Source organism: Aquitalea sp. ASV15 (genome assembly GCF_016429115.1).
Taxonomy (GTDB): Bacteria; Pseudomonadota; Gammaproteobacteria; order Burkholderiales; family Chromobacteriaceae; genus Aquitalea; species Aquitalea magnusonii.
The window spans coordinates 67442-92298 of the sequence record NZ_JAELTZ010000016.1; the positions used below are offsets into that span (position 1 = coordinate 67442).

The window sequence follows — 24857 nt, forward strand, 5'->3', positions numbered from 1 at the left end:
CCCCGCCCCTGGCGGGGCTGTTTCATTGACGGCCGGGGCGAAAGGCTTTGACCCGACGCAACCATTGCCTGACCTGTTGCGGCGCTGCAGGCTGCCGATAACGCATGGCGGCATACTCTTTCAGCAGGGCCTTGAGCTGACGGTAATCCGGCTCGGGCAGGCGACGCGCCTTGTTCAATATATCCAGCGGGCCATCACTGTCCACCACCACGATGCCCATGGCTGCAAGAGCCTGCACCAGCCGATGCCTCCCCTGCTGCAAGGGTGGCACCGAAGGCCGGCGGCGCCACAACAGCAACAAGGGCAGGCAGGCCAGGCTGCCGCCGATCAGCACCGCCCGCAGTACTGTGCCACTGTCAACCTGGTCGCCCAGGCCCAGCCAGCGATACAGATTAAGCTGCTTGCCGGCATCATAGCCCACCACCCATTGCTGCCAGGCAAAGCCGGCAGCCTGCCAGTTTTGCTGCACACGCAATAACCAGCCCGGCATGCTGCGCCCCAGTACGGGCAGCTGCGGCTGCATGGCGGGGATGCTCTGGCTGACCCCCTGCGCCACCCGGTCGGGTGCCACGGCGGCCGTCGGGTCTACCCGCAGCCATTCACCGCTTTCGGCCAGCCAGATTTCCACCCAGGCATGGGCATCGGATGATCTGACCTGCCAGAACTGCCCTACCGGATTGAACTGCCCGCCCTGATAGCCGGTGACGATGCGCGCCGGCATGCCGGCAGCTCGCGCCATGAAGGCCAGCGCCGAGGCATAGTGCTCACAAAAGCCCTGCCGGCTGGAGAACATGAATTGATCAATGCCGTCCTCGCTGTTCAGCAAAGGTGGCTGCAAGGTGTAGGCAAAACCTCCCAGACGGAAATACTGCAAGGCGGTACGGATAAAGCCGGCACCGTCGCCGCCTTGTGCACGCCACTGCAAGGCCAGCTGGCGGCTGGCCAGATTACCAGGCGGCAAATGGCGGTAGAAATCCTGATCGGCCCGGCTGAGCACGGTACGGTAATGGGCGGCGAGCAGGCTTTCCGCCTGAAAACGGAACAGTTCGTCACCGTCACGCGCCAGTTTGAACAGATTACCCGGCTCCAGCACACCGCCGGCCGGCGCGGTCACCGTGTATTCCAGCAACGGCAGACGCGCTTTGCTGGGCTTGCCCGTCAGACTGTATGACACCAGCCGGCCGCCCTGCCACCGCACGGTCTCGCTGCTCAGGCCACGGACGTTCTGCCAGCGCCGCCCATCGAAATCATCAAAAATCATGATGCGCCAATACATCTCGCTCACCGCAGGAGCCCGCCCGGCAAACACCACCGAGAATGCCGGCTCCTGTTGCTGCACCAGTTGACTGATGCTACCCGGCTCCATGCTATCGGACAGGCCGGTGCCGGCAACATGCTGGTCATGCGGCATGCTCCACAGCGGCCCGGGCAGGCGCGGCATCACCACGAACAGCACCAGCATCAGCGGCAGTGACAATGACAGCGCCTGCATGGCGCTACGCAGGCTGCCCTCCACCATTTCGCCGGAGAGGATCAACATGGCCCAGGTCAGCGCCAGCAAGCTGATGGCCAGCCACACCGCGGCCAGCGGCGACTGGTCGAACAACAAGGGCATGGCCGCCAGGAAGAAGCCCAAAGCCAGCAATACCTGCCAGTCTCGCTGCTGACGTGACTCGAAACTCTTGAAGCCCAGCAACAGGATCAGCAAGGCAGCCCCACCTTCACGGCCCACCAGCGTGTTCAGGCTGAGCCATAGCCCGCCTATGGCCAGCAGCAGCAAGGGCAGCAGCAAGTAGAGCGAGGGCAGGACGGCCTGACGGCGCAGCAGCACAGCACGCAAAGCCAGCATGCACAGCACCAGCATGGGCAGCCACGGCGGCAACAACAGTAATAGCGGCAGGATGACCAGGGCCACGGCCAGCAGTACTGCCATTTCACCTTGTCGCAACAATGATCGGATCATGATGGAAGCTGGAACTCCGCCAGGGCCGCCAGCGCCAGCTCACGCTGCTGCGGCTGCGGCTCGATCAGCACGCCAGGCAAGTGCAGACGGTAATGCTGACCGGCTTTTTCACATTGCTGCACCCGCCAGCACAAGCGGGACAGCCGGCTTTCCACATCCACGGTGGCCGGGTAATCCTGCCAGGCCAGCTGGCGTATCGACTGGCCTCTGGGTTGGCTGGCAAAGCGCTTGCTCACCAGTACATCACGCCGTGCCAGTACGCTCCAGGCAATCTGGCGCGGCGTATCGCCCTGACGGTATTCGGCCAGATGGGAAAAATCCTCCTCATCATCTCCGCTCTGCCGGCCACTGCCCTGTTCGCTGTGCAGATCATTGCGTTCCCGATCGGGCACCGGCAAAGGATAGGCCAGCACATGGCCATCCGGTCGCAGCCAGGCAAATGCGCGCATCAGGCCGAACGGTGCCGTGCTCCACAGCTGCAAGGCAGGGTAAGCATGACGACCACGGCGAGCCAGCAACAAGGGTAGCGCCAGCGACTGGCTGCTGCCGGCAGCCAGCAGGCAGGACAGGGGCTCGCCTTCCTGCCCGGCGCGTAATTGCAGGCGGCGCGCCAGGGCAGAGTCATTGTCCAGTCGTATCCGGCAATCGGCATGCTGTCCGACAAAGACCCCCTCGCCTGGCAGCACCGTCCAGCTCAGGCCGGACAACTGGCGGTAAGCCATCAGTACGGCCACCAGCATCAGGCCGATGATCCAGAACGCCAGCGCATAGGCCAGGCTGACCGCGTAATTGAGCGCACCCACCCATACTGCCAGCGCCACCAGCAACAGCAGCAGGCCAAAGCGGGTGGGCAGCAGATAAATGCGCTTCTGCCCCAGCCGGCCAGCCCGCTGCAATGGCAGGCGCTCCAGCAGCCAGCGCTGCAGCGACTTACGGAATGGCAACATGATCCAGCAGCTTGTTCAGGCTGCCCAATGCATCACCGCTCAAGCCCAGCCGATGGCCGGCGACATGGGGAAAGACTGCCTTCACGTCTTCCGGCAAGACATGATCGCGCCCTTCCAGCAATGCCCAGGCGCGGGCTGCCGCCAATAGCGCCAGACCGGCACGCGGGCTGAGCCCGGTCAGATAACTGCGCTCCTGCCGGGTCGCCTGCAACAGCGCCAGCACGTAATCGGCCAGATCGGGGGTGACGGTCAGCGCGGCGGCTTTGTTCTGCAACATCAGCAAGTCTGCTGCCGTCAGGGTGGCACCGATATCGGCCAGCAGGGTACGCCGGTCCTGTCCCAGCAACAGGGCACGCTCGGCCTCGGGCGGCGGATAACCCAGCGAGATGCGCATCAGGAAACGGTCCAGTTGCGACTCCGGCAAGGGGAAAGTGCCCAATTGCTCGGAAGGGTTCTGCGTGGCGATGACAAAAAACGGCGTCGGCAGCGGATGGCTTTCACCATCGATGGACACCTGGCGCTCTTCCATGGCCTCCAGCAAGGCGGATTGCACCTTGGGCGAGGCACGGTTGATTTCATCCGCCAGCAACAGCTGGCTGAACACCGGCCCCTGGTGGAAGCGGAAACTGGCGGTTTCACGCTGATAGATGTTGACGCCGAGAATGTCGGCCGGCAGCAGGTCACTGGTGAACTGCACACGCTGGTAATGCAGGCCCAGCACGGCAGCCAGCCCATGCGCCAGCGTGGTTTTGCCCACGCCAGGCAGGTCTTCGATCAGCAGGTGACCACGGGCGATCAGGCAGGCCAGCGCCAGCCGGATGGCGCGCGGCTTGCCCAGAATTAGTGTGTTCAGTTGACGATAGGCAAGGCTGAGTGATTGCATTTGGACCCGGTTGCGCGCAGTATTTATCGAAAAGACATAAAGATAAAACTCGCGTCCATTGTACGCAAACAATCGTACGCAACAAGGAAACGCTCGTGTTCACTTGGCTAAAAAACCGTCTACAGAGAAATGGACTCACTGCCTACATCACCCATCCCGTCTGCCTGCAGCACAATATGGGGGTAGGCCATCCGGAATGCCCGGAGCGGCTGATTGCCATCAGGGACCAACTGATGGCCGCGCAAATCTACGACAGCCTGCATGAAGTCGAAGCACCGGAGGTGACCGAGCAGCAGCTGGCCCGGGTCCACCCGCCACGCTATGTGGAATATATCGAAGCCTGTTCACCCAGCGTCGGTACTTTCCGCATGGACCCGGATACCGCCATGGCACCCGGCACCCTGTCGGCAGCGCGCCACGCTGCCGGCGCGGTGATCAAGGCGGTGGAACTGGTGTGCGAGGACAAGGCCCCCAATGCCTTCTGCGCCATCCGTCCGCCAGGCCACCATGCCGAGCACGACAAGGCCATGGGCTTCTGCTTCTTCAACAATATCGCGGTCGGCATTGCCCATGCGCTGTCCACCTACAAGTTTGAGCGGGTGGCGGTGATCGACTTCGACGTGCACCACGGCAATGGCACCGAAGACATCTTCCGTGACGACCCGCGGGTGATGATGGTGTCCATCTTCCAGCACCCCTTCTACCCCTACTGTGGCGACAACCCGGTGGGGGCAAACATGGTGAACGTGCCGCTCAAGGCCGGCAGCACTGGCCGCGAGTTCCGCGAAGTGGTGGAAAACGTGTGGCTGCCCAGCCTGCACGACTTCAAGCCGCAGATGATCTTTATTTCTGCCGGCTTTGATGCCCACCGCGAGGATGACATGGGCTCGCTGGGACTGGTGGAAGCCGACTACGAGTGGGTGACCCGCCACCTGATGCAGATTGCCGACCAGTACGCCGATGGCCGCATCGTGTCGGTGCTGGAGGGCGGCTATGATCTGTCCTCGCTGGCGCGCAGCGTCACCGCCCATGTGAAAGTGCTGTCGGACGGCTAGTCAGCCAGCACCCTCAGCCAGAAAAAGCCCGCTTGCGCGGGCTTTTTGCATTACTCATACCGATCAGATTCAAGACTGTTTATCGCCGCTGCCGGCCTTCTCGCCAATCCTGCCTTCCTGCCCGGTCAACAGCTTGATCAGGTTGGACTTGTGGCGATGGATCACCAGGATGGCAATGATGATGCAGGTGCCAAAATAGGGCGAGGACGGCTGCACGATGAAGTAGGCATACACCGGCACCATCACGCAGGCGACGATGGCCGACAGCGAGGAAATCTTCACCACAAAAGCCATGAACAGCCAGGTGGCGATGGCCGCCAGGGCCAGCCAGACATTGAAACCAAACAGCACGCCTACCGCGGTGGCCACGCCCTTGCCACCCTTGAAACCGAAAAACACCGGCCACATGTGGCCGATCAGCACCGCCAGTGCCGACATGGCAATCGCCTGTTCGCCCAGGCCGTAACGCGGCCCGAACCAGGCGGTCAGCGCCACCGCCACCCAGCCCTTGGCCCCGTCACCCAGCAGGGTGAGGACGGCGGCAGTCTTCTTGCCGGAACGCAGGACATTGGTGGCACCGGGGTTGCCGGAGCCATAGCTGCGCGGGTCTGCCATGCCCATGGCCTTGCTCACGATCACGGCAAAGGACAGGGAGCCCAGCAGGTAGGCCGCAACAACGAAGGCAAAAGCTGTCGTGGTCATGGTGTATCCATTAGAATAGAAGGCTTCGGATTTTACGGTATCGGGCGACAAAGCCCAACTCCCGGCATAGCAATGGACATCATTTTCCTGCGCGAAGTACGCGCCGACACCATTATCGGTGTTTATGAGTGGGAGCGGAAAAATCCGCAAACCATCGAAATCGACCTGGAAATCGGCATTCCCAGTGAAGTGCCCTGCCATACCGATAATATCGGCGACACCATTCACTACGGTGTGGTGGTGGAACGCCTGCGCAAGGCGCTGTCCGAGCAACACTTCCTGCTGCTGGAAGCGCTGGCCGAGTACATTGCCAAGGTGATTCGCGAAGACTTTGGCGCGCCCTGGGTACAGGTTTCTGTCACCAAGCTGGGCATCCTGCCTGGCGTGCGCCGGGTTGGCGTACTGATAGAACGCGGCCACCGCCCGCGCTGACCTCTGCACCAGCGCGGGTCGATACGACCACTGCACCATGCATGACGGCAGCAAATTGACGTTAACGTAACGGTCATGCACTATGGTGCTCTGCCATCACCCGAGCCACCCATGAGCCAGATCAGCGTTGCAGAATTCCAGGCCTTGATCGACAGCGAACTGCCGCTGGTCAAGCTGTTCGGCATGCGGACCGAAGACATTGCCAACGGCACGGCCCGTCTGCGCATGCACTTCAACCCCGAGCTGATCCGCCCCGGCGGCACCATTGCCGGCCCGGCCCTGATGGCACTGGCCGATGCCACCCTCTACGCCGTGGTGCTGGGCATGATAGGCAAGGTAGAACTGGCGGTCACCACCAGCCTGAATATCAATTTCCTGCGCAAACCACCGCAGCAGGATGTGATTGCCGAAGGGCGCATCCTCAAGCTGGGCAAACGGCTGGCGGTGGGCGAAGTGCTGTTGTACTCCGCCGGCAGCGACGAGCCGGTAGCCCATGTCACTGGCACCTACTCCATTCCGCCATTGCCGGACAACAGATAAACAAAAACCCTCTGCCCGCTTTCGCCATGCAGAGGGTTGTCCGGTGACACCGAAGCAGACCGAAGCTTACTCTTCCTGATTACGCATGAAATCCGCGGTGTTATAGAAGGCTTCCAGCAGCTTGGCCTTGAGCCAGTCTTCCACCAGCAGTTCGTTCACCGCCTGGGTCATGCACTGCATCCACTGGTCGCGCATTTCCCCATCCACGGCAAACGGCATGTGGCGCATGCGCAGGCGCGGATGGCCAAACTTTTCCATATACAAGCCCGGTCCGCCCAGCCAGCCGGACAGGAACATGAACAACTTTTCGCGCGAACCGGCCAGATCAGCCGGATGCATGTCGCGCAGCACCTTGACCGAGGGGTCGCTGTCCATGATGTCGTAGAAGCGGTTGGTGAGCCAGCGCACCACGCCTTCACCACCCATCAGCTGATAGGGCGTCATATCCTGCATGCTCACCCCTTTACCGGCTGTACCAGCGACGCGGCCAGACGGGCGCGTTCGCGGGCGGTTTCCACATGGTCAGCCTGGGCCACGGCCACCCCCATGCGGCGGCGGACAAAGCTTTCCGGCTTGCCGAACAGGCGCAGGTCGGCACCCGGCACCGCCAATGCTTCGGCCACGCCGTCAAAGGCAATGCCCTGCTCTTCCATGCCGCCGTAAATCACCGCAGAGGCGCCGGCACTACGCAGGCTGGCATCCACCGGCAAACCCAGAATGGCGCGCGCATGCAGTTCGAACTCGGAGAAACGCTGGGTGGCCAGCGTCACCAGCCCGGTATCGTGCGGACGCGGGCTGACTTCGGAGAACCACACCTGATCGCCCTTGACGAACAGCTCCACCCCGAACAGGCCACGGCCGCCCAGGGCATCGGTCACCGCCTTGGCCATTTCACGGGCACGCAGCAAGGCCAGCTCGTTCATCGGCTGCGGCTGCCAGCTTTCCACGTAGTCGCCATTTCTTTGCAGATGGCCGATGGGTTCGCAGAAGTGGGTGGCGATGCCTCCAGCACCATCGCTGGCCCGTACCGTCAGCAAGGTGATTTCGTAATCGAAATCGATAAAGCCTTCCACAATCACCCGGCCCTTGTCCACGCGACCGGCACTGACGGCATACTGCCAGGCCTTGGCCACATCATCCGCGCCACGCAGCAGCGACTGGCCCTTGCCGCTGGACGACATCACCGGCTTCACCAGGCAGGGGTAGCCGATACCGGCGTCGATGGCCTGCTGCAATTCCTCCAGCGAGGAGGCAAAGGCAAACGGCGAGGTGGGCAGGCCCAGTTCGTCTGCCGCCAGACAGCGGATGCCTTCGCGGTTCATGGTCAGGTTGGCGGCGCGGGCGGTGGGAATCACCTCGGCCAGACCATCGGCCTCGATGCGCAGCAGCTCCTCGGTGGCGATGGCTTCGATTTCCGGCACGATCAGATGCGGGCGTCGCTGCTCCACCAGGGCGCGCAGCGCGGCGGCATCAGCCATATCGATGACATGGCTGCTATGTGCCACCTGCATGGCCGGCGCATCCGCATAGCGGTCCACCGCGATGGTTTCCACACCCAGGCGCTGCAGCGCGATGACAACTTCCTTGCCCAGTTCGCCACTGCCCAGCAGCATGACACGCAGCGCGCTGGCGCTGAGCGGGGTTCCGATACGCATGGTCCGACTCCAGGTTGATGATCCAGGCCGGCATTTTAGCATTGCTACCATGCCCCTCGCTGCGCCGGATCACATCCCCTGAAAAGCAAAATCGATGGGCGGGGTGCGGCCACTGATGATTTCCGCCAGCGCCCTGCCACTGCCGGCACCTTCCGTCCAGCCCAGCGTGCCATGGCCGGTATTGAGGTAAAGATTGGCATAGCGGCTGCGCCCGATCAGCGGCACATTGCCCGGTGTGGCCGGACGCAGGCCGCTCCAGAACTCGGCGGCATCCCAGTCGGCGACATCCGGCATCAGTGCCTGACCGCGTTTGAGCAGTGCCTGGCAGCGCAGCGCATTCAGGCTGCTGGAATACCCCGCCAGCTCTGCCGTCCCGGCTATGCGCAGGCGCTTGCCCAAACGGGAAATCACCACCTTGTAGGCTTCGTCGGTAATGCTGGCCACAGGAGCGCTGGCCGGATCGCGCAGCGGGAGGGTGGCGGAATAGCCCTTCCACGGGTAGATGGGCAGGCGTATGCCAAGGGGGGCCGCCAGTAGCGGTGAATAGCTGCCCAGCGCCAGCACGTAAGCGTCGGCCGTCACCCGGCGATAATTTCCCTCCGGCAGATTGACCGACACGCCGCTGATACGGCCATTGTCAGTTTCCAGCGCATTGATGCGGGTATTGAAGCGAAACTCCACCCCGGCGCGCGCCGCATGTTCGGCCATGGCGCAGGTATACAGATGTACATCGCCGGATTCGTCCGACGGGCAATAACTGGCCCCGGCCAGCGTGGGGGCGATGCCGGCCAGTGCCGGCTCGATGCGCGCCAGCTCTTCGCGGCTGATGATGTGTTTGTCCATGCCCAGCTCGCGCATTTGCGCGGCCACATGGGCGGCCTCGTCCAGCTGGCGCTGGGTATGAAACAGCGACACGATGCCACGGGTCTGCTGCTGGTAGTCCAGCCCCAGCTCGGCGCGCAGCTGCTGCAGGGTATCGCGGCTATAGCGCCCCAGCGCCAGCATCTGCCGCATATTGGCTTCGGCCCGGCGGCCTCGGCATTCCAGCAGGAACTGCCAGCACCAGCGCCATTGCGCCGGGTCCAGCCGCAGGCGGAACAACAGCGGGGCATCGTCGCGCAACAGCCACTGCAGGATTTGCCAGGGGGCCGACGGATTGGCCCACGGCTCGGACTGGCTGACCGAAATCTGTCCGCCATTGGCAAAGCTGGTTTCGCGCGCCGGTCCGCTGGCACGGTCCAGCACTACCACTTCATGCCCTGCCCGGGCCAGAAACCAGGCGGTGGACACCCCCACCACACCAGACCCCAGCACTGCTACCTTCATGTCGACTCCAGCAGACGTGACAACGGGCAAGACGCGCCTGCCCGTTTGGCTAACTCGATACAGAAGCTGGATAGTAACGCCGCAAGGCAAGCCCCCTCAATGGGCTGGCGGCTACTTTTTCGCCGCGTGCTGGTAAACGGTTTTGCCCTTGAGATGAAAATAGTCGGCGGCAAAATAGAAATTTTCCGAATGGCCGACAAACAGCAGGCCGTCCGGCTTCAGCAGCGGGGCAAATTTCTTCAGCACGCCAAACTGGGTGTCACGATCAAAATAGATCATCACATTGCGGCAGAAAATGGCGTCAAACTGCTTGCGCAACGCCCAGTTGTTTTCGATCAGGTTCAGCCGCTGGAAGCTAATCATGTTACGCAGCACCGCCTTGGCCTGATAGTTGCCATCCGGCAGCTTGTCGAAATACTTCTGCGCATGGCCGGGCGGCAGGCGGGCGATCTTGTCGTCGGAATAAATGCCCTTGCGCCCGGTTTCCAGCACGCTGGTGTCCAGATCGGTCGCCACGATGCTGATGCTGGGCTTGCTGGCCAGCGGGAAGGCTTCCAGCGCGGTGATGGCCAGCGAATACGGCTCTTCTCCGGTGGACGAAGCAGCGCACCAGATGGACAGCTCGCTGGCTCCGGCCGCGGCCCGCTGTTTCAGATGCTCGGCCAGGATGGGGAAATGATGTTCTTCGCGAAAGAAGAAGGTCAGATTGGTGGTGAGGGCGTTGACGAACTGCTCGAACTCGCGCTTGCCCGACACCGACTCCAGAAAATCCACATAGGCAGCAAAGCTGGCCAGTTTCAGCTCGCGAATGCGCCGCACCAGCCGCCCGTACACCATGTCTTTCTTCGACGGATTGAGCGAAATGCCGGCTTCCTTGTAGATCAGTTTGCGGATGCGTTCGAAATCGGCATCGCTGAAACTGAACTCGCGATTGAATTCCACCTTGGGCAATACCAGCGGCGGCAATTTATTCATCTTGATTTTCCCCGATACAAAAAAACCCGGAACAGAGTCCGGGTTTTCATTCTACTCCTGTTTGCATTCGCCCCGGTTTACACCGAGAAGGAGGAACCGCAACCACAAGTGGTGGTGGCGTTCGGATTGCGAATGACAAACTGGGAGCCTTCCAGGCTTTCCTGATAATCGATTTCCGCGCCCACCAGGTACTGGTAGCTCATCGGGTCAACCAGGAAAGTGACACCGTCTCTCTCTATAGCGGTATCGTCCTCATTGGCGATTTCGTCAAATGTAAAACCGTATTGAAAACCGGAGCAGCCACCACCGGTCACGAATACGCGCAGTTTCAGATCAGGATTGCCCTCTTCCGCGATCAGGTCCAGCACCTTGTTGCAAGCGCTGTCGGTAAAGTTGATCGGGGACGGCATTTCGGTAGTAGCAGACATGGTTCACCTCGCAAATCGATTTCGGCCCTGCGGCCATTCACCTACTATTTTAGTCGGATATCGGGGCGAATGGCCAACATTCAATCGCCGAGTGCGTCAAGGCAGCAACGGCACGATGTCCAGACCGGCATTTTCCGGCTGGCCGAACATCAGGTTCATGGTCTGCACCGCCTGACCGGACGCGCCTTTCACCAGATTGTCTTCCACCACCAGGATGATCAGCAGATCGCCATTGCCCGGACGATGCACGGCGATGCGTGCGGTGTTGGAGCCACGCACGCTGCGGGTTTCCGGGTGGCTGCCGGCCGGCAGCACATCGACAAAATGCTCTCCGGCATAGCGTTGCTCGAACAGCGCCTGGAAGTCGGTATCCAGCGCCTCCGGCTTGATACGGGCGTAAATGGTGGAGTGGATGCCGCGAATCATCGGCGTCAGGTGCGGCACGAAGGTCAGCTTGACCGGCCCGCCATGAATGGCGGACAAGCCTTGCTCGATCTCCGGCGAATGACGGTGGCCCTTCACGGCATAGGCCTTGAAGTTATCCCCGGCTTCGGCCAGCAGCGCGCCAACTTCGGCCTTGCGCCCGGCACCGGACACGCCGGACTTGCAGTCGGCAATCAGGGTCTGGGTATCGATCAGCTGCTTGCCGCCTTCCAGCAACGGCAGCAGGCCCAGCTGGACCGAAGTGGGATAGCAGCCGGCCATGCCCACCAGGCGCGCCTGGCGGATGGCATCGCGGTTCACTTCCGGCAGGCCATACACCGCCTCGGCCAGCAGGTCGGTGCAGCTGTGTTCCATGGCATACCATTGCTGGAATACCGCCGGATCTTTCAAGCGGAAGTCTGCCGCCAGGTCGATCACCTTGACGCCGGCAGCCAGCAGTTCGCGTGCCTGGGCCATGGCCACGCCGTGCGGGGTGGCAAAAAACACCACATCGCACTGATCGAGCGGGGTGTCATCCGGGGTGGAAAAGGCCACATCCACGCGGCCACGCAGGCTGGGGAACATCTCGGCCACTTTCATGCCCGCTTCCTTGCGCGAGGTAACGGCCACGACTTCGGCACCGGGATGACCGGCCAGAAGACGCAACAGTTCGACACCGGTATAACCGGTACCGCCGACGATGCCCACCTTGATCATGCTGTACTTCCTTGTATAAATAAACGTCGCAAAAGCGACAGTCTAAGGACTAGCCTTGCGCGATGCAACATCGTTCTGGCCCCTGCGCCAGCCAGCCAGGCTCACAGGCGGAACTGCGCCACCATGGCTTGCAGATCGGACGACAGGCGATGTAATTCAGCTACGGTCTGCATGGCGCCCTGTACCGCCTGATCGGTTTCCATGGTGGCGCGGTTGGCCTGCTCGGCCGCCCGTGCCATTTCGGTGGTGGCCACCGACTGCTCGCGAGTGGAGTCGGCAATATCGTGGATCGACCCCACCACCTGGGCAATCTGCCCCTGAATGCCGGACATGTCCTGCGCCACGCTGCGCGAGGCCTCGACGCCGCTGGCCACCGAGCGCTGCGTCTCGCTCATGTCGTTCAGCGCGGTACGGATATCGCCATGGGTAGCATCGATCAGCTGGCCGATTTCCACCGTGGCCTTGGCCGTGCGCTCGGCCAGCTTGCGTACTTCATCCGCCACCACGGCGAAGCCGCGGCCAGCCTCGCCGGCACGTGCTGCCTCGATGGCGGCATTCAGTGCCAGCAGATTGGTCTGATCGGCGATATCACGGATCACCCCGATGATGGTGTTCATCTGGCCGGAGCGATCCCCCAGCGCATTCAATGCCCCACCCAGACGGCCCACTTCCTGGGCAATATGGGCAATATCATCGGCCAGGCGGCCCACCGCCTGTGCCGAGTGCTGCGAGGTGGCCCCGGTCTGGCTCGCCACTTGTTCGGCCATGCTGGCATTATCGGCAATGTGATTGATGCTGACGGTAATCTGTTCGATGGTGGCGGCGGCAGCACTGGACACCTCGGACTGTCGCTCCGACTGCTGGCTCACGGTGTGCGTCACCTGCTTCAGGCTGTCCAGTTCGCTATTGAGCGACAAGGCGTGTTCGCGCACATCGATGAACATGCGGCGCAGACTGGCGACAAAGCGGTTGAACGCCTCGGCAGTCTGGCCAATCTCATCCTGCTGTTCCACATGCAGCTGATGGGTCAGGTCAGCCTGACCGCTGGAAATTTCCAGCAAGGCATCACGCAAGCGCATCAGGCCACGCAGCAGACGGGTCAGTGCCAGCTGGGCCAGCACGATGGCCAGTACGCTGCACAGCAAGCCCGCCACCACCAACGTGATCAGCAAACCCTGCAATGGCGCGAGGATGGCCGCCTTGTCGACCACGCTGCCCAGCACCCAGTCCGAACCGGGCACCGGTGTCAGCTGCAGGAATACCGCACGACCAGCGATCTCCAGTTCCTGGCTCTGGCTGCTGTCCGTTGCCTGCTGCAGCAAGGCTGCATCCAGCCCTGGCATCACTTCGGCCACCGGCTTGAGCGTGCTGTCCGCTGCCGGATGCGCCACAATCTTGCCACTGCGGGTGGCCAGAAAAGCATAACCATCGCCGCGCAGCTTGATGCCCTGCACCAGGCTGATGATGCCTTCCAGCGAGATATCCCCGCCCACCACTCCCTGCAGCTGCTGATTGCGCAGCAAGGGATAGGCCACCGTGACCCCCAGTTTCTTGGTCGAAGCAAACAGATAGGGCTCGGTGACAATGCTGGCACCTGCGGCTGCGGCCTGCTTATACCAGGGGCGGGCGGTCGGGTCATAGCCCTCCGGTGCGTGCTTGTCAGCCAGCTGGTAAACCATGCGCTTGTCGGCATAGCCGGCAAACAGCTGATCAAAGCGGCCGGCCGCCTTGCCCTGCTGCAACTGCGGCAGCACGTCGCCGCTGCTCACCAGCAAACTGGCCGTGGCCTCCACCGCATCCTTGCGCTGGGCCAGCCAGTTGCCCAGTGCATTGCGATTGCCCAGCATGGCCGCATCCAGCTCATGCCTTACCCCTTCGATGATTTCCGTGCGCATGCGCTGGTAGGACAGCACCGACAGTACCGCCACCACCACCACCAGCAAGCAGGCGACAAAGGCCAGCAAGCGTTGTTTCAAAGACATCTGGTTTTCCCGTTGAGCAACTGTTGGCAGACGACATCAAGCCCCTGCCGATCCGGCCGGCACCCTGTGCCAGGCCATGAAAAGGCGGCCACCTTACACCGAGATACGGCAAGGGTAAACCCGTTAAACCTTGCGGCATTTTCTTTGTAAACTAATTAATTTAAATGACACTTTAAAGACATTAATGTGAATATGGTCATGTCAGCGAACAGCCGGCAGCCAACAGCAGACAGGAAACAGCGATGACGCTGCAGAAAACAGCAACAGCGATGGCAAATTGCCGCAGCAGCGGGATGGGGATGGAGATGGAGATGGAGATGGAGATGGAGATGGGGACGGTGACAATGGAAAAAGCCGCCCGGAGGCGGCTTTTCTGAAAACAGCAAACCTTGCGATTAACGCTTGGAGAACTGCTTGGCACGGCGAGCTTTACGCAGGCCGACCTTCTTACGTTCAACTTCACGTGCATCGCGGGTCACGTAGCCTGCAGCGGACAGAGCCGGCTTCAGAACTGCGTCGAAGTCGATCAGAGCGCGGGTGATACCGTGACGGATCGCACCTGCCTGGCCGGTTTCACCACCACCGACAACATTAACCTTGATGTCGAAGGATTCGGTGTTTTCGGTCAGAACCAGCGGCTGGCGGATAACCATGCGACCGGTTTCGCGGGAGAAGTATTCGTCAACCGGCTTGCCGTTAACGATGATCTGACCGCTACCCTTTTGCATGAACACGCGAGCAACGGAGCTCTTGCGACGGCCGGTGCCGTAGTAGTATTTACCGTTCATTCTCTATGCCTTAAAAACGAAATTCCAGCACTTTGGGCTGCTGGGCAGTGTGCGGATGTTCGGTACCAGCGTACACCTTGAGCTTCTTGATCATGGCGTAACCCAGCGGACCCTTCGGCAGCATGCCTTTGACGGCTTTTTCCAGAACGCGCTCCGGGAACTGGTTTTGCAGTTCGGTGAAGTTGCGTTCGTAGATGCCACCAGGGTAACCGGAGTGACGGTAGTACTTCTTGTCCAGCGCTTTGTTACCAGTAACACGCAGTTTGTCAACGTTGACTACGACAATGTAGTCACCGGTATCAACGTGCGGAGTGTATTCCGGCTTGTGCTTGCCACGCAGGCGGTGAGCGATTTCGGCGGCGAGGCGACCCAGCACCTTGTCTTCGGCGTCGACCACGAACCACTCGCGCTTAACCTCATGCGGCTTGGCAGAAAAGGTCTTCATGGAACTCTTCCATCGTAATTCTTGAAAGTTACGGATTCTAGTACAGTGGCCTTTGCACTGTCAAACCATTGTGCGACAAAGAAAATGGCGGGAGCAAAACCAGGGCAAAAACCGCTCGTTTTTGCCACAGTTGTTGCAAAAACAGGCAAACGGGCGGTTTTCCACCATCCAGGGCTGGACAGCGCGCATCAGGCAAAAAAAAGGCGCAATCCATTCTGATTGCGCCAAGTTCCACCTAAAAGAAGGAGGATGGAGGAGACAACACCAAAACGCACACATTGCATGCCACGTCCTGATGCAGGTTTCATTATCTGCACCGCACCCCGGTTTGGCAAGACTTTTTTGTGCACCGCACTAAAATTGGCGACACAGTGTGCAACACCTTCACAACACGTTGTTATGCAAAGGAAAAGCACCGCTGCAAACGGGGTTTACACTTGTAAGGCACAATGGAAAACCTGCTTTTCGGTGCTGGTTTTGCGGAAAACAGCCGGAAAAACCCGCACCGATGCTGCATTGCAATATGCAGCAATTCCGGCGGATTTACAGCCGGACAGCAGTGGCCAGGGCCAGCTCCATCATCTCGCGGAAGGTGGTCTGCCGCTCTTCGGCACTGGCGGCCTCGCCGGTGGGGATGATGTCGGAAACCGTGAGAATGCCCAGCGCGCGGGCACCGTACTGGGCCGCCACGCTGTAAATGCCGGCCAGCTCCATCTCGATGACCTGCACATTCATTTTCTCCAGCACCTCCAGCATATTGGGCTCCACGCCGTAGAACAGATCGGCGGAAAACACATTGCCCACGGTGACCTTGCGCCCCTGCTCCGCTGCCACATCCATGGCAGTGCGCAGCAGTTCGTAGTCGGCGATGGCGGCAAAATCATGCTGGTTGAAGCGCATGCGGTTGACCTTGCTGTCGGTACTGGCGCCCATGGCGATATACAGCTCGCGCAGCTGGGTACGGGCGGTCACCGCGCCGCAGGAGCCAATGCGGATGATGTTTTTCACCCCGTAGTGCTGGATCAGCTCGGTGGTGTAGATGCTGGCGGAGGGAATGCCCATGCCGTGCGCCATCACGGACAGCCGCTTGCCCTGGTAACTGCCGGTGTAGCCCAGCATATTGCGCACGCTGGTCACCTCGCGGGCATCCTGCAGAAAAGTTTCGGCAATCATCCTGGCGCGCAGCGGGTCGCCCGGCATCAGCACGGTTTCGGCGAAATCACCCGGCTGGGCGTTGATATGCGGTGTAGCCATTGTGGTTTTCCTTGTGGGATTGTTCAGTGCAGAAAGGAGCGGCCGTAGTCCATGGCCGGCAGGCCCAGATGTTGAGCCACGCTCTGGCCGATATCGGCAAAGCTGTCGCGCCCGCCGATGGAGCCCGGCGGCACGCCATGGCCGTAGCACAGCACGGGAATATGCTCGCGGGTGTGATCCGAGCCGGGCCAGGTGGGGTCGCAGCCGTGGTCGGCCGACAGGATCAGGATATCGTCCGGCTGCAAGGCCGCCATGACCTCGGGCAGGCGGCGGTCGAAGGTTTCCAGTGCCAGCGCGTAACCGGCAACATCGCGACGATGGCCGTAGCTGGAGTCAAAATCGACGAAGTTGGCCATGATGATGGCACGCTGCTGCGTGTTGCGCATGGCGGCCAGCGTGGCATCCCAGATCTGGTCGAAACCGGTGGCCTTGTGCTGCTCGGTGATGCCGACATGGGCGTAGATGTCGGCGATCTTGCCGATGGACACCACCTGCCCGCCAGCCTCGGCCAGCTTTTGCAATACGGTGGCAGCTGGCGGCGGCAGCGCCAGGTCCTTGCGGTTGCCGGTGCGGGAGAAGCTGCCTTTGCCTTCGCCGATAAAGGGGCGCGCAATGACGCGGCCGATATTGTAGGGTTCCAGTGCCTCGCGGGTGATCTGGCACAGCTGATACAGGCGCTCCAGCCCGAAGCTTTGTTCGTGGCAGGCAATCTGGAATACCGAATCGGCCGAGGTATAGAAAATGGGCTTGCCGCTACGCATGTGTTCTTCGCCCAGCCGGTCTAGGATTTCCGTGCCGGAGGCGTGGCAGTTGCCCAGATAGCCCGGCAGGCCGGCCTTGCTCACGATGTCGTCCAGCAGGGCCTGCGGAAAGCTGTTGTCCTTGTCGTGGAAATAGCCCCAGTCGAACAGTACCGGCACCCCGGCGATTTCCCAGTGCCCGGATGGGGTGTCCTTGCCGCTGGACAGCTCGCGGGCATAGCCATAGGCAGCCAGCGGGGCGGCCTGGTCCATGCCGGCCGGAAAGTAGCCGGAGGACAGCTGACAGGCATGCGCCAGCCCCATTTTCGACAGATTGGGCAGGTGCAGCGGGCCGCTGCGGCCCTTGTCGGCACGGCCGGCGGCGGCTTCCATGGCAATATGGCCCAGGGTGTTGCTGCCGGCATCGCCGAATTGCGGTGCATCGGCGGCGGCACCGATGCCGAGTGAATCCAGTATCAGGATGATGGCGCGTTGCATGATGTAGTCTCCTGTGCTCAGCGGCGGTGGATGGTCTGATAGACCAGCGGCAAGGCCGCTGGTGCTGCCTCGCTCAGGCTGATGGCGCTGCGGATGCGGCGGGCGGCTTCGTCAGCCCCTGCTTCATCGGCAGCATGAATCAACAGCAGGGGCTGGTCGGCGGCCACCCACTGTCCCAGCTCGACAAACTGCGTCAGGCCGACCCGGTAGTCCAGCTGGTCGCTGGCCAGGCGACGGCCGCCGCCCAGTGCGCAAACCGCCATGCCCAGGGCGCGGGTGTCCATGGCGGCGACAAAGCCGCTGCGCTCAGCATAGACCGGGCGTACCAGCGGTGCCGGTGCCAGATAACGGGCGGGGTGTTCGACAAAGTCTGCCGGTCCGCCCAGCTCGGCCACCATGCGGGCAAAGATCTCGGCAGCGCGGCCAGAGTCCAGCGCCTGCTCCAGCTGCAGGCGTGCATCGTCCTCGCTGGCGGCCAGGCCGCCGGCCAGCAGCATTTCGCTGCACAAGGCCATGGTAATGGCATGCAGGCGCGGATTGCGCTCATCGCCTTTCAGATAACGTACTGCCTCGGCGGTTTCCAGGCTGTTGCCGGCAGTGCTGGCCAGCGGCTGGCTCATGTCGGTGATCAGCGCGCTGGTGCGCACGCCGGCGCCATTGCCCACCTCGACGATGCGTTCGGCCAGCGCGATGGAGTCTGCCATGCTGGGCATGAAGGCACCGCTGCCAGCCTTGACATCCATCACCAGCACATCCAGCCCGGCGGCCAGTTTCTTGGACAGGATGGACGCGGTGATCAGCGCGATGGATTCCACGGTGGCGGTAATGTCACGCGTGGCATAAAAGCGGCGGTCGGCCGGGGCCAGGTCGCTGGTCTGGCCGATGATGGCCACGCCCACCTCCCGCACCACCTGGCGCAGACGCTCGGGCGTGGGAAAGGGGTTGTAGCCGGGAATGGCCGACAGCTTGTCCAGCGTGCCGCCGGTGTGGCCCAGGCCACGGCCGGAAATCATCGGCACAAAGCCGCCACAGGCGGCGATCAGCGGTCCCAGCATCAGCGACACCACATCGCCCACCCCGCCGGTGGAGTGCTTGTCCAGCACCGGGCCGGGCAGCTGCAGGTCGGCCCAGTGCAGACAGCGGCCGGAATCGCGCATGGCCAGGGCCAGTGCGACATTTTCTTCCAGCTCCATGCCGCGGAAATACACTGCCATGGCCAGAGCGGCGATCTGGCTGTCGGCCACGCTGTCATCGGTGATGCCGGCCACGAACTGGCGGACGTCCTCGGCCGACAGCGTCTGGCCATCGCGTTTCTTGCGAATGACTTCTTGTGGCAAAAACATAGGCTTCTCCTGCGGCAGCGGCCGCAAAAAATGATGGCCGAAGACAGGCTTCGGCCCTGGTATGGCAAGCGCTGCCGCGCCTGCCCTGCAGCGGGTTTCAGTAGCCGCTGGCGGGCGTAGTGGCCGTGCCGGCGATTTCCGCCTGCAAGCTGGCCAGCAGGCTGGAGGCACCAAAACGGAAATGCTCGGCGGTCACCCAGTGCTCGCCCAACAGGTGCTCGGCCAGGTCGATGTATTCGGCTGCTTCAGCCGCCGTGCGCACGCCGCCAGCGGCCTTGAAGCCACACTGGGCAGCGGTGGCGCGAATGGCCGCCAGCATGATGCCCGCCGCATCCAGCGTGGCATTGACTGGCACCTTGCCGGTAGAGGTCTTGATGAAGTCGGCGCCGGCCTCGATGGCGATCAGGCTGGCCTGACGGATCAGTGCCGGTTCTTTCAGCTCGCCACTTTCGATGATGACCTTGAGCAGCTTGTCGCCACAGGCATCCTTGCAGGCAGCCACCAGCTCGGCGCCGACTTCGGCATTGCCGGCCAGCAGTGCGCGATAGGGGAACACCACGTCCACCTCGTCGGCACCGGCAGCGATGGCGGCTGTGGTTTCGGCCACGGCCTGTGCGACATCAGCGCCGCCGGCCGGGAAGTTGGTCACGGTGGCCACCTTGACCTGCGCCAGGCCCAGCTCATCCAGCGTGCGACGTGCCAGCGCGACAAAACGGGGATAGACACAGACTGCCGCCACCGTGCCGGCACTGCTGCTGGCCTGCTGGCACAGGGCAACGATGCGCGCATCAGTATCGTCATCGTTCAGAGAGGTGAGGTCCATCATGGACAGGGCGCGGCGCGCGGCAGTAATGAGTTCTGACATGGGATTCCTGCTGGGTTGTCATCTGCATGCCAGGCCATGGCCAGTCGCCATGCCCGCAGATTCAAGGGAGTGATTATGAAAATATCTTTAGCTGAAAGCAATCAGGAATAGCAGTAAGCGGACGAACAGGACAATGGTCTCAAGGCCCAACGCAGTCTGGAGTGGCCGCCGTGCAGCCTAGCCGGCCATGTGTTGCAGATAGTGTTGCAAGCGTTGCTGCAGATAGGGGACGGCGGCACCCAGGGCCAGGTATTCGGCAGGCGGCATCCAGCGCCAGCACTGGCCTTCGTCACCCAGACGGATGGCTGCGGCCTGCGCCGCGTCGAGCCGGCCTGCCATGAAGAAACTGAGCGCACCGGGCTGCTGCCAGCTGGGATAGCTGCGTTGCCAGATGATTTGTGCAGGCTGCAGCAGGATGCCGAATTCTTCCTGTGTTTCACGCTGCAGACAGGCAAACGGGCTTTCCTGCCCTTCCCGCCCGCCGCCGGGAAAATCCCAGCAGGCGGCAAAGGGCAGGCCGGGCTTGTCGTCACGCAGATACACCAGCAGGCTGTCCTGATAAAACAGCGCCGCCTTGGCTCCGCAAAACGACTCACGCATGGCCGGTCCTTACACCCGCCGCGCGTCGGTGACGCCCGGCAGTTCCATCATGCGCGCCAGCACACGGCTGATGTCCTGCACCTGGCGCACTTCCACGGTGAAGCGCATCTTGGCGCGCATATCGCGCGACAACGTATGCACGGCAATCAGGTTGAGCTTTTCGCGCGACAGCACGTCGGAAATATCACGCAGCAGACCACCACGGTCCAGCGATACCACCTCGATATCAATCGGGAACACGCTGCTTTTCTGGTCGCCCCAGCCGGCGGCAATCAGCCGTTCCGGCACATCGGCCGACAGGCGCTTGAGCGTGAGGCAATTGGTGCGGTGAATGGAGATGCCACGGCCCTTGGTAACGAAACCGACCACGGCATCCGGCGGTGCCGGCTTGCAGCACTTGGCCAGTACCGTCATCAGGTTGTCCACCCCCTCGATCAGGATGCCGCCAGCGTCATGACCGCCCTTGCTGGCGCGGATGATGCTTTCCGGTTCGACATCCGCCGGTGGCGGCGGGGCAAAACTGGCAATGGCATTGGCGACAGAGCGGGTGCTCAGTTCACCATGCCCCATGGCGCCATACACTTCGTCCAGCTTGGCATAACCCAGCTTTTCCGCCAGCAGGGTGAGATTGGGTTGCTGATGCGGGTGACGGGCCAGTTCGCGCTCGAACAGCTGCTTGCCGGTTTCGCGCACCGTGTCCGCATTCTGCATGCGGATGTACTGGCGGATCTTGGAAATGGCGCGATGGCTTTTGACCCAGCCATCGTGCAGCCAGTTGACCGATGGCCCGCCTTCCTTTGCCGTGAGGATTTCCACCCGCTGGCCATTTTGCAGCGGCGTGGACAAGGGCACAATCTGCCCTTCCACCTTGGCACCCCGGCAACGGTTGCCCAGGCCGGTGTGGATGGCATAGGCAAAGTCGATGGGGGTGGCGCCATGCGGCAGCGCCAGCACCCGGCCTTGCGGGGTCAGCACATAGATGGTGTCGGAGAACAGCTCGGTCTTGAAGGCTTCGGCCAGCCCTTCACGGTCGGACATTTCCTCGCGCCAGTCCAGCAGTTGACGCAGCCAGGAGATTTTTTCCTCGTACTGCGCATCGCCCTTGCCGCCTTCCTTGTAGCGCCAGTGGGCGGCCACGCCGAATTCGGCATGCTCGTGCATTTCAAAGGTGCGGATCTGCACCTCCAGCGCCTTGTCCTCCGGGCCGATCACCGCGGTGTGCAAGCTGCGGTAATTATTGGCCTTGGGATGGGAAATGTAGTCGTCAAACTCGCCGGGAATCGGCTGCCACATACCGTGGATGATGCCCAGCGCGGTGTAGCAATCGGGCAGTTTTTCCACCAGGATGCGCACGGCGCGGATGTCATACAACTCGGTAAAGTCGAGCTTTTTCTTCTTCATCTTTTTCCAGATGGAGAAGATGTGCTTGGGCCGCCCGGCCACTTCGGCCTTGACCCCGGCGGCCTTGAGCTCGGAGCGCAAGGTATCCAGCACCCGGTCGATGTAGTCGATGCGCTCCAGCCGGCGCTCGTCCAGCAGCCTGGCAATTTTCTTGTAGCTATCCGGTTCGGTGTGGCGGAAGCCCAGGTCTTCCAGCTCCCACTTGATCTGCCACACGCCCAGGCGGTTGGCCAGCGGGGCAAACAGGTCCAGCGTTTCGGTGGCGATGGCGCGCCGCACCGCTTCGTCATGCACATGGGGCAGGTAATGCATGGTCTGGGTGCGCCAGGCCAGCTTGATCAGCACCACGCGGATATCCGCCACCATGGCCAGCAGCATCTTGCGCATGGTTTCCGCCTGGCGGGCACGTTCTTCCGGAGTTTCCAGCTTGTCGATACGCGCCAGCTCGGTAATGCGGCGCACGCCGCCCACGCCGTCCACCAGCACGGTGACGGTCTGGCCGAAGTTCTCGGTCATCCAGCCTTGCCAGTCGGGCTTGTGGTCCGGCACGGCAAACAACAGGGTGGCGACAATGGCGTCGGTAAGGAGGTTAAGGTCGGCCACGATGGCGGCGGCGGAAACCGCATGGCTGAACAGGTCCTCACCGGTACTGACCAGGCCCTTACCGCGATACAGCTCGCGCGCGGCATCAAAGGCGCGGGCCAGCAAGCTGGCTTCCGCCTCGGGCAGGGCGGCAGACATCTGTTCCAGCCACCGTTTCGGGTCGGCAGCATCGGCCAGGGTATCGGCCATCGAACGTACTACGGAAACCATATTTCACACCTGGGCAGCAGCGCTGCACAAAAAATGGATGCCAACTTCCGTCGGTCAGGCCAGCAGACGTTGCAACAGCCGCTTCACCGGAGCGGGCAAACCCGCCTCCAGCGCCTGCTGCAAGGGTATCCACTGTCCGGCGGATTCCTGCACTCCGGTGGCGGCCAGCGTATCCAGCCGCGCCGGCACCGGGGTAATGATCAAGCGATAATGGGTAAACACATGTTCCAGCTCGGGCCAGGAGGGCAGCACATCACCCTGGCCCATGCACTCCAGCCAGCGCTCCAGCGCCATGCTGTCGGCAAATTCCGGCAAGGACAGCAGACCGCCCCAGATACCGGAGGGCGGACGCCGCTCCAGCCAGATCCGCTCACCATGCTGCGCCAGCAACATGACGGTGTGGCGGGTAGGCTGCGCCTTTTTCGGGCGCGGTGTGGGCAGTTCATGGGTGCGCCCCTGCTGCGCCGCCACGCAGCCATCCACCATCGGACACACGGTACAGGCCGGCTTGCGGCCGCATACGGTGGCGCCCAGGTCCATCAGGCCCTGGGTATAGGCGGTCATCTGGCTGCCATCGGCAGGCAGCAGCGCTTCAGCCAGCGCCCACAATTGCTTTTCAACCGCTTTTTCACCGGGAAAACCGGCAATGCCGAAGCAGCGCGTGAGCACTCTTTTGACATTGCCGTCCAGAATGGTTTCACGCTGGGCGAAAGCGAAGGAGGCAATGGCCGCGGCGGTGGAGCGCCCGACGCCCGGCAGGCGCTGCAGGGCCTCGCGCTGGGCAGGAAACTGCCCGCCAAACTCCTCCATCACCATCAGCGCTGCCTTATGCAAATTACGTGCCCGGCTGTAATAGCCCAGCCCGCTCCACAAGGCCAGCACCTCGTCCACCGAGGCCGCCGCCAGCGCAGCCACATCGGGAAACCGCTGCAGAAAGCGGGCGTAGTACTCCAGCACCGCAGTCACCTGCGTTTGCTGCAGCATGATCTCGGACAGCCATACCCGATAGGGGTCGCGCACCTGCCAGGGCAGATCGTGCCGGCCATGCTGTTTCTGCCAGGCCACCAGGCGGGTGGCAAATGAATCCTGCAACATGCGAGCCCGCGTTTATGCAAAAGGGAACCGGACATGCTACCGCAAAGGCGGAGCAGCACCAAGCAGTGCGCCTGCAAATAAGGTAAAATGGAAGATTGCTTAAAGCTTGCTTATCTGAAGGATGTACCCATGGCCACTTTCCGTTCACGCCAGCGCGCCAATCTGCGCCGCGATGTCAGCAGCAGCGACACCTCCCCCGCTCAGCCTGCCGCCGGCAACGCCGCAGCATCAGCCGAAGGCGCGGCCAAGGGGCCCATCATCCAGAAAAAGGCGCCATCAGCCAGCGGCCCGCGCGATCCTTACTCGGCGCGCCGGCCAGCCGCCGGCCAGCCGCCACGCCAGGGCGAACGCCAGTTCCAGCAACGCGATGGTGAGCGCAAGCCGTTCAACCGCGACGACCGTGAGCGCAAGCCCTACCCGCCGCGCGATGGTGAGCCACGCCGCTTCGAGCCGCGTGACGGCGAACGCAAGCCGTTCAACCGCGACGACCGTGAGCGCAAGCCCTACCCGCCACGCGACGGCGAGCCGCGCCGCTTCGAGCCGCGTGATGGCGAACGCAAGCCGTTCAACCGTGACGACCGCGAGCGTAAGCCCTACCCGCCGCGTGACGGCGAGCCACGCCGCTTCGAGCAGCGTGATGGCGAACGCAAGCCGTTCAACCGTGACGACCGCGAGCGCAAGCCTTACCCGCCGCGTGACGGCGAGCCGCGCCGTTTCGAGCAGCGTGATGGCGAACGCAAGCCGTTCAACCGTGACGACCGTGAGCGCAAGCCCTACCCGCAGCGCGACGGCGAGCCGCGCCGTTTCGAGCAGCGTGATGGCGAACGCAAACCGTTCAACCGCGACGACCGCGAGCGCAAGCCCTACCCGCCGCGCGAACGCGATGCCTCGGCACCGCGCAGCCTGCACCCGGCCGACAGCCGTGGCGATCTGCATGAATCGCGCCGCCCGGAAGGCGAACGCAGCTATCAGCGCGACCGTGGCCCG

24 protein-coding genes and 1 pseudogene are annotated in these 24857 nt (G+C 62.3%); 5 read left to right on the forward strand and 20 right to left on the reverse strand.

The window, feature by feature from the left end; translation table 11 throughout:
• Positions 1-22 precede the first annotated feature (22 nt).
• The 3 genes from JHD64_RS09380 to JHD64_RS09390 are packed head-to-tail and all read right to left on the reverse strand — an operon-like array spanning position 23 to position 3793.
• On the reverse strand, positions 23-1963 hold the full coding sequence (locus tag JHD64_RS09380; RefSeq protein ID WP_199053071.1) for a DUF3488 and transglutaminase-like domain-containing protein: 1941 nt from the start codon (positions 1961-1963) through the stop codon (positions 23-25).
• The gene (locus tag JHD64_RS09385; protein WP_199053072.1) at positions 1960-2910 is read right to left on the reverse strand and encodes a DUF58 domain-containing protein; all 951 of its coding nucleotides are present in this window, start codon (positions 2908-2910) and stop codon (positions 1960-1962) included. The genes JHD64_RS09380 and JHD64_RS09385 overlap by 4 nt, the downstream gene beginning before the upstream one ends.
• Positions 2894-3793, reverse strand: a complete 900-nt coding sequence (locus JHD64_RS09390) for a MoxR family ATPase (protein ID WP_059284609.1) — start codon at positions 3791-3793, stop codon at positions 2894-2896. Before JHD64_RS09390 ends, JHD64_RS09385 begins: the two co-directional genes overlap by 17 nt.
• A 95-nt stretch (positions 3794-3888) precedes the next feature.
• On the opposite strand from JHD64_RS09390, the gene JHD64_RS09395 reads away from it, so the two are divergent.
• A complete protein-coding gene (locus JHD64_RS09395) occupies positions 3889-4848 on the forward strand; it encodes a histone deacetylase family protein (RefSeq protein ID WP_110313117.1) in 960 nt (319 codons plus the stop codon).
• A 69-nt stretch (positions 4849-4917) separates the two neighbouring features.
• Here JHD64_RS09395 and plsY read toward each other — a convergent pair whose 3' ends face one another.
• Positions 4918-5550 (reverse strand): glycerol-3-phosphate 1-O-acyltransferase PlsY, encoded by a 633-nt coding sequence (plsY, locus tag JHD64_RS09400; RefSeq protein WP_059284608.1) that lies wholly within the window; start codon positions 5548-5550, stop codon positions 4918-4920.
• A gap of 72 nt (positions 5551-5622) precedes the next feature.
• Here plsY and JHD64_RS09405 point away from each other — a divergent pair, with 72 nt between their 5' ends.
• Positions 5623-5982, forward strand: a complete 360-nt coding sequence (locus tag JHD64_RS09405; RefSeq protein WP_045846611.1) for a dihydroneopterin aldolase — start codon at positions 5623-5625, stop codon at positions 5980-5982.
• A 111-nt stretch (positions 5983-6093) separates the two neighbouring features.
• Complete coding sequence (locus JHD64_RS09410; protein ID WP_059284607.1) at positions 6094-6522, forward strand: PaaI family thioesterase; 429 nt, start codon at positions 6094-6096, stop codon at positions 6520-6522.
• 66 nt (positions 6523-6588) lie between these two features.
• Here the strand turns inward: JHD64_RS09410 and JHD64_RS09415 are convergent, their stop codons facing one another.
• The 7 genes from JHD64_RS09415 to JHD64_RS09445 form a co-directional block, all read right to left on the reverse strand.
• The gene (locus JHD64_RS09415) at positions 6589-6975 is read right to left on the reverse strand and encodes a group II truncated hemoglobin (RefSeq protein ID WP_059284606.1); all 387 of its coding nucleotides are present in this window, start codon (positions 6973-6975) and stop codon (positions 6589-6591) included.
• 2 nt (positions 6976-6977) lie between these two features.
• The gene (gene purT, locus JHD64_RS09420) at positions 6978-8177 is read right to left on the reverse strand and encodes a formate-dependent phosphoribosylglycinamide formyltransferase (RefSeq protein WP_059284605.1); all 1200 of its coding nucleotides are present in this window, start codon (positions 8175-8177) and stop codon (positions 6978-6980) included.
• 69 nt (positions 8178-8246) lie between these two features.
• Positions 8247-9503, reverse strand: a complete 1257-nt coding sequence (locus JHD64_RS09425; protein WP_199053073.1) for a D-amino acid dehydrogenase — start codon at positions 9501-9503, stop codon at positions 8247-8249.
• Between the two features lie 111 nt (positions 9504-9614).
• Positions 9615-10478, reverse strand: a complete 864-nt coding sequence (locus JHD64_RS09430) for a CheR family methyltransferase (protein ID WP_199053074.1) — start codon at positions 10476-10478, stop codon at positions 9615-9617.
• Positions 10479-10555: 77 nt separating this feature from the next.
• Positions 10556-10906: an iron-sulfur cluster insertion protein ErpA gene (erpA, locus tag JHD64_RS09435; protein WP_059284603.1), complete on the reverse strand. Its 351-nt coding sequence runs from the start codon at positions 10904-10906 to the stop codon at positions 10556-10558.
• Positions 10907-11002: 96 nt separating this feature from the next.
• Entirely contained in the window at positions 11003-12046 is a 1044-nt protein-coding gene (argC, locus tag JHD64_RS09440) for an N-acetyl-gamma-glutamyl-phosphate reductase (RefSeq protein WP_059284602.1), read from the reverse strand.
• A 101-nt stretch (positions 12047-12147) separates the two neighbouring features.
• Entirely contained in the window at positions 12148-14028 is a 1881-nt protein-coding gene (locus JHD64_RS09445) for a methyl-accepting chemotaxis protein (protein WP_199053075.1), read from the reverse strand.
• A gap of 242 nt (positions 14029-14270) precedes the next feature.
• Between JHD64_RS09445 and JHD64_RS22220 the strand changes: the two genes are divergently transcribed.
• Positions 14271-14405, forward strand: a complete 135-nt coding sequence (locus JHD64_RS22220) for a hypothetical protein (protein ID WP_255524341.1) — start codon at positions 14271-14273, stop codon at positions 14403-14405.
• 18 nt (positions 14406-14423) lie between these two features.
• Here the strand turns inward: JHD64_RS22220 and rpsI are convergent, their stop codons facing one another.
• The 9 genes from rpsI to mutY all read right to left on the reverse strand — a co-directional run bounded on the left by rpsI (position 14424) and on the right by mutY (position 23870).
• Positions 14424-14816, reverse strand: coding sequence for a 30S ribosomal protein S9 (gene rpsI, locus JHD64_RS09450; protein WP_045846620.1), 393 nt, complete (start codon positions 14814-14816; stop codon positions 14424-14426).
• Positions 14817-14826: 10 nt separating this feature from the next.
• Entirely contained in the window at positions 14827-15261 is a 435-nt protein-coding gene (rplM, locus tag JHD64_RS09455; protein WP_059284599.1) for a 50S ribosomal protein L13, read from the reverse strand.
• 543 nt (positions 15262-15804) lie between these two features.
• Positions 15805-16515 (reverse strand): purine-nucleoside phosphorylase, encoded by a 711-nt coding sequence (gene deoD, locus JHD64_RS09460; protein ID WP_059284598.1) that lies wholly within the window; start codon positions 16513-16515, stop codon positions 15805-15807.
• Between the two features lie 23 nt (positions 16516-16538).
• On the reverse strand, positions 16539-17753 hold the full coding sequence (locus tag JHD64_RS09465; RefSeq protein ID WP_199053076.1) for a phosphopentomutase: 1215 nt from the start codon (positions 17751-17753) through the stop codon (positions 16539-16541).
• A gap of 17 nt (positions 17754-17770) precedes the next feature.
• Positions 17771-19096 carry a thymidine phosphorylase gene (gene deoA, locus JHD64_RS09470; protein WP_110313119.1) on the reverse strand — a complete coding sequence of 442 codons (1326 nt, stop codon included), beginning with the start codon at positions 19094-19096 and terminating at the stop codon, positions 17771-17773.
• 97 nt (positions 19097-19193) lie between these two features.
• Positions 19194-19961: a deoxyribose-phosphate aldolase gene (gene deoC, locus JHD64_RS09475; RefSeq protein ID WP_199053077.1), complete on the reverse strand. Its 768-nt coding sequence runs from the start codon at positions 19959-19961 to the stop codon at positions 19194-19196.
• A 177-nt stretch (positions 19962-20138) separates the two neighbouring features.
• The gene (locus tag JHD64_RS09480; RefSeq protein WP_199053078.1) at positions 20139-20561 is read right to left on the reverse strand and encodes an NUDIX hydrolase; all 423 of its coding nucleotides are present in this window, start codon (positions 20559-20561) and stop codon (positions 20139-20141) included.
• A gap of 9 nt (positions 20562-20570) precedes the next feature.
• Positions 20571-22775, reverse strand: coding sequence for a bifunctional (p)ppGpp synthetase/guanosine-3',5'-bis(diphosphate) 3'-pyrophosphohydrolase (locus JHD64_RS09485; protein ID WP_059284594.1), 2205 nt, complete (start codon positions 22773-22775; stop codon positions 20571-20573).
• 54 nt (positions 22776-22829) lie between these two features.
• Positions 22830-23870, reverse strand: a complete 1041-nt coding sequence (gene mutY, locus JHD64_RS09490; RefSeq protein WP_370540946.1) for an A/G-specific adenine glycosylase — start codon at positions 23868-23870, stop codon at positions 22830-22832.
• Between the two features lie 129 nt (positions 23871-23999).
• Between mutY and JHD64_RS09495 the strand changes: the two are divergent.
• Positions 24000-24857 (forward strand): annotated as a pseudogene (locus tag JHD64_RS09495) (hypothetical protein); the annotation flags it as partial.

Excerpts from the sequence above, each read along its gene's own strand:
- JHD64_RS09380 (WP_199053071.1), bottom strand. The coding sequence starts at position 1,963 with ATGATCCGATCATTGTTGCGACAAGGTGAAATGGCAGTACTGCTGGCC.
- JHD64_RS09385 (WP_199053072.1), bottom strand. The coding sequence starts at position 2,910 with ATGTTGCCATTCCGTAAGTCGCTGCAGCGCTGGCTGCTGGAGCGCCTG.
- JHD64_RS09390 (WP_059284609.1), bottom strand. The coding sequence starts at position 3,793 with ATGCAATCACTCAGCCTTGCCTATCGTCAACTGAACACACTAATTCTG.
- plsY (WP_059284608.1), bottom strand. The coding sequence starts at position 5,550 with ATGACCACGACAGCTTTTGCCTTCGTTGTTGCGGCCTACCTGCTGGGC.
- JHD64_RS09405 (WP_045846611.1), top strand. The coding sequence starts at position 5,623 with ATGGACATCATTTTCCTGCGCGAAGTACGCGCCGACACCATTATCGGT.
- JHD64_RS09410 (WP_059284607.1), top strand. The coding sequence starts at position 6,094 with ATGAGCCAGATCAGCGTTGCAGAATTCCAGGCCTTGATCGACAGCGAA.
- JHD64_RS09415 (WP_059284606.1), bottom strand. The coding sequence starts at position 6,975 with ATGCAGGATATGACGCCCTATCAGCTGATGGGTGGTGAAGGCGTGGTG.
- purT (WP_059284605.1), bottom strand. The coding sequence starts at position 8,177 with ATGCGTATCGGAACCCCGCTCAGCGCCAGCGCGCTGCGTGTCATGCTG.
- JHD64_RS09425 (WP_199053073.1), bottom strand. The coding sequence starts at position 9,503 with ATGAAGGTAGCAGTGCTGGGGTCTGGTGTGGTGGGGGTGTCCACCGCC.
- JHD64_RS09430 (WP_199053074.1), bottom strand. The coding sequence starts at position 10,478 with ATGAATAAATTGCCGCCGCTGGTATTGCCCAAGGTGGAATTCAATCGC.
- erpA (WP_059284603.1), bottom strand. The coding sequence starts at position 10,906 with ATGTCTGCTACTACCGAAATGCCGTCCCCGATCAACTTTACCGACAGC.
- argC (WP_059284602.1), bottom strand. The coding sequence starts at position 12,046 with ATGATCAAGGTGGGCATCGTCGGCGGTACCGGTTATACCGGTGTCGAA.
- JHD64_RS09445 (WP_199053075.1), bottom strand. The coding sequence starts at position 14,028 with ATGTCTTTGAAACAACGCTTGCTGGCCTTTGTCGCCTGCTTGCTGGTG.
- JHD64_RS22220 (WP_255524341.1), top strand. The coding sequence starts at position 14,271 with ATGACGCTGCAGAAAACAGCAACAGCGATGGCAAATTGCCGCAGCAGC.
- rpsI (WP_045846620.1), bottom strand. The coding sequence starts at position 14,816 with ATGAACGGTAAATACTACTACGGCACCGGCCGTCGCAAGAGCTCCGTT.
- rplM (WP_059284599.1), bottom strand. The coding sequence starts at position 15,261 with ATGAAGACCTTTTCTGCCAAGCCGCATGAGGTTAAGCGCGAGTGGTTC.
- deoD (WP_059284598.1), bottom strand. The coding sequence starts at position 16,515 with ATGGCTACACCGCATATCAACGCCCAGCCGGGTGATTTCGCCGAAACC.
- JHD64_RS09465 (WP_199053076.1), bottom strand. The coding sequence starts at position 17,753 with ATGCAACGCGCCATCATCCTGATACTGGATTCACTCGGCATCGGTGCC.
- deoA (WP_110313119.1), bottom strand. The coding sequence starts at position 19,096 with ATGTTTTTGCCACAAGAAGTCATTCGCAAGAAACGCGATGGCCAGACG.
- deoC (WP_199053077.1), bottom strand. The coding sequence starts at position 19,961 with ATGTCAGAACTCATTACTGCCGCGCGCCGCGCCCTGTCCATGATGGAC.
- JHD64_RS09480 (WP_199053078.1), bottom strand. The coding sequence starts at position 20,561 with ATGCGTGAGTCGTTTTGCGGAGCCAAGGCGGCGCTGTTTTATCAGGAC.
- JHD64_RS09485 (WP_059284594.1), bottom strand. The coding sequence starts at position 22,775 with ATGGTTTCCGTAGTACGTTCGATGGCCGATACCCTGGCCGATGCTGCC.
- mutY (WP_370540946.1), bottom strand. The coding sequence starts at position 23,870 with ATGTTGCAGGATTCATTTGCCACCCGCCTGGTGGCCTGGCAGAAACAG.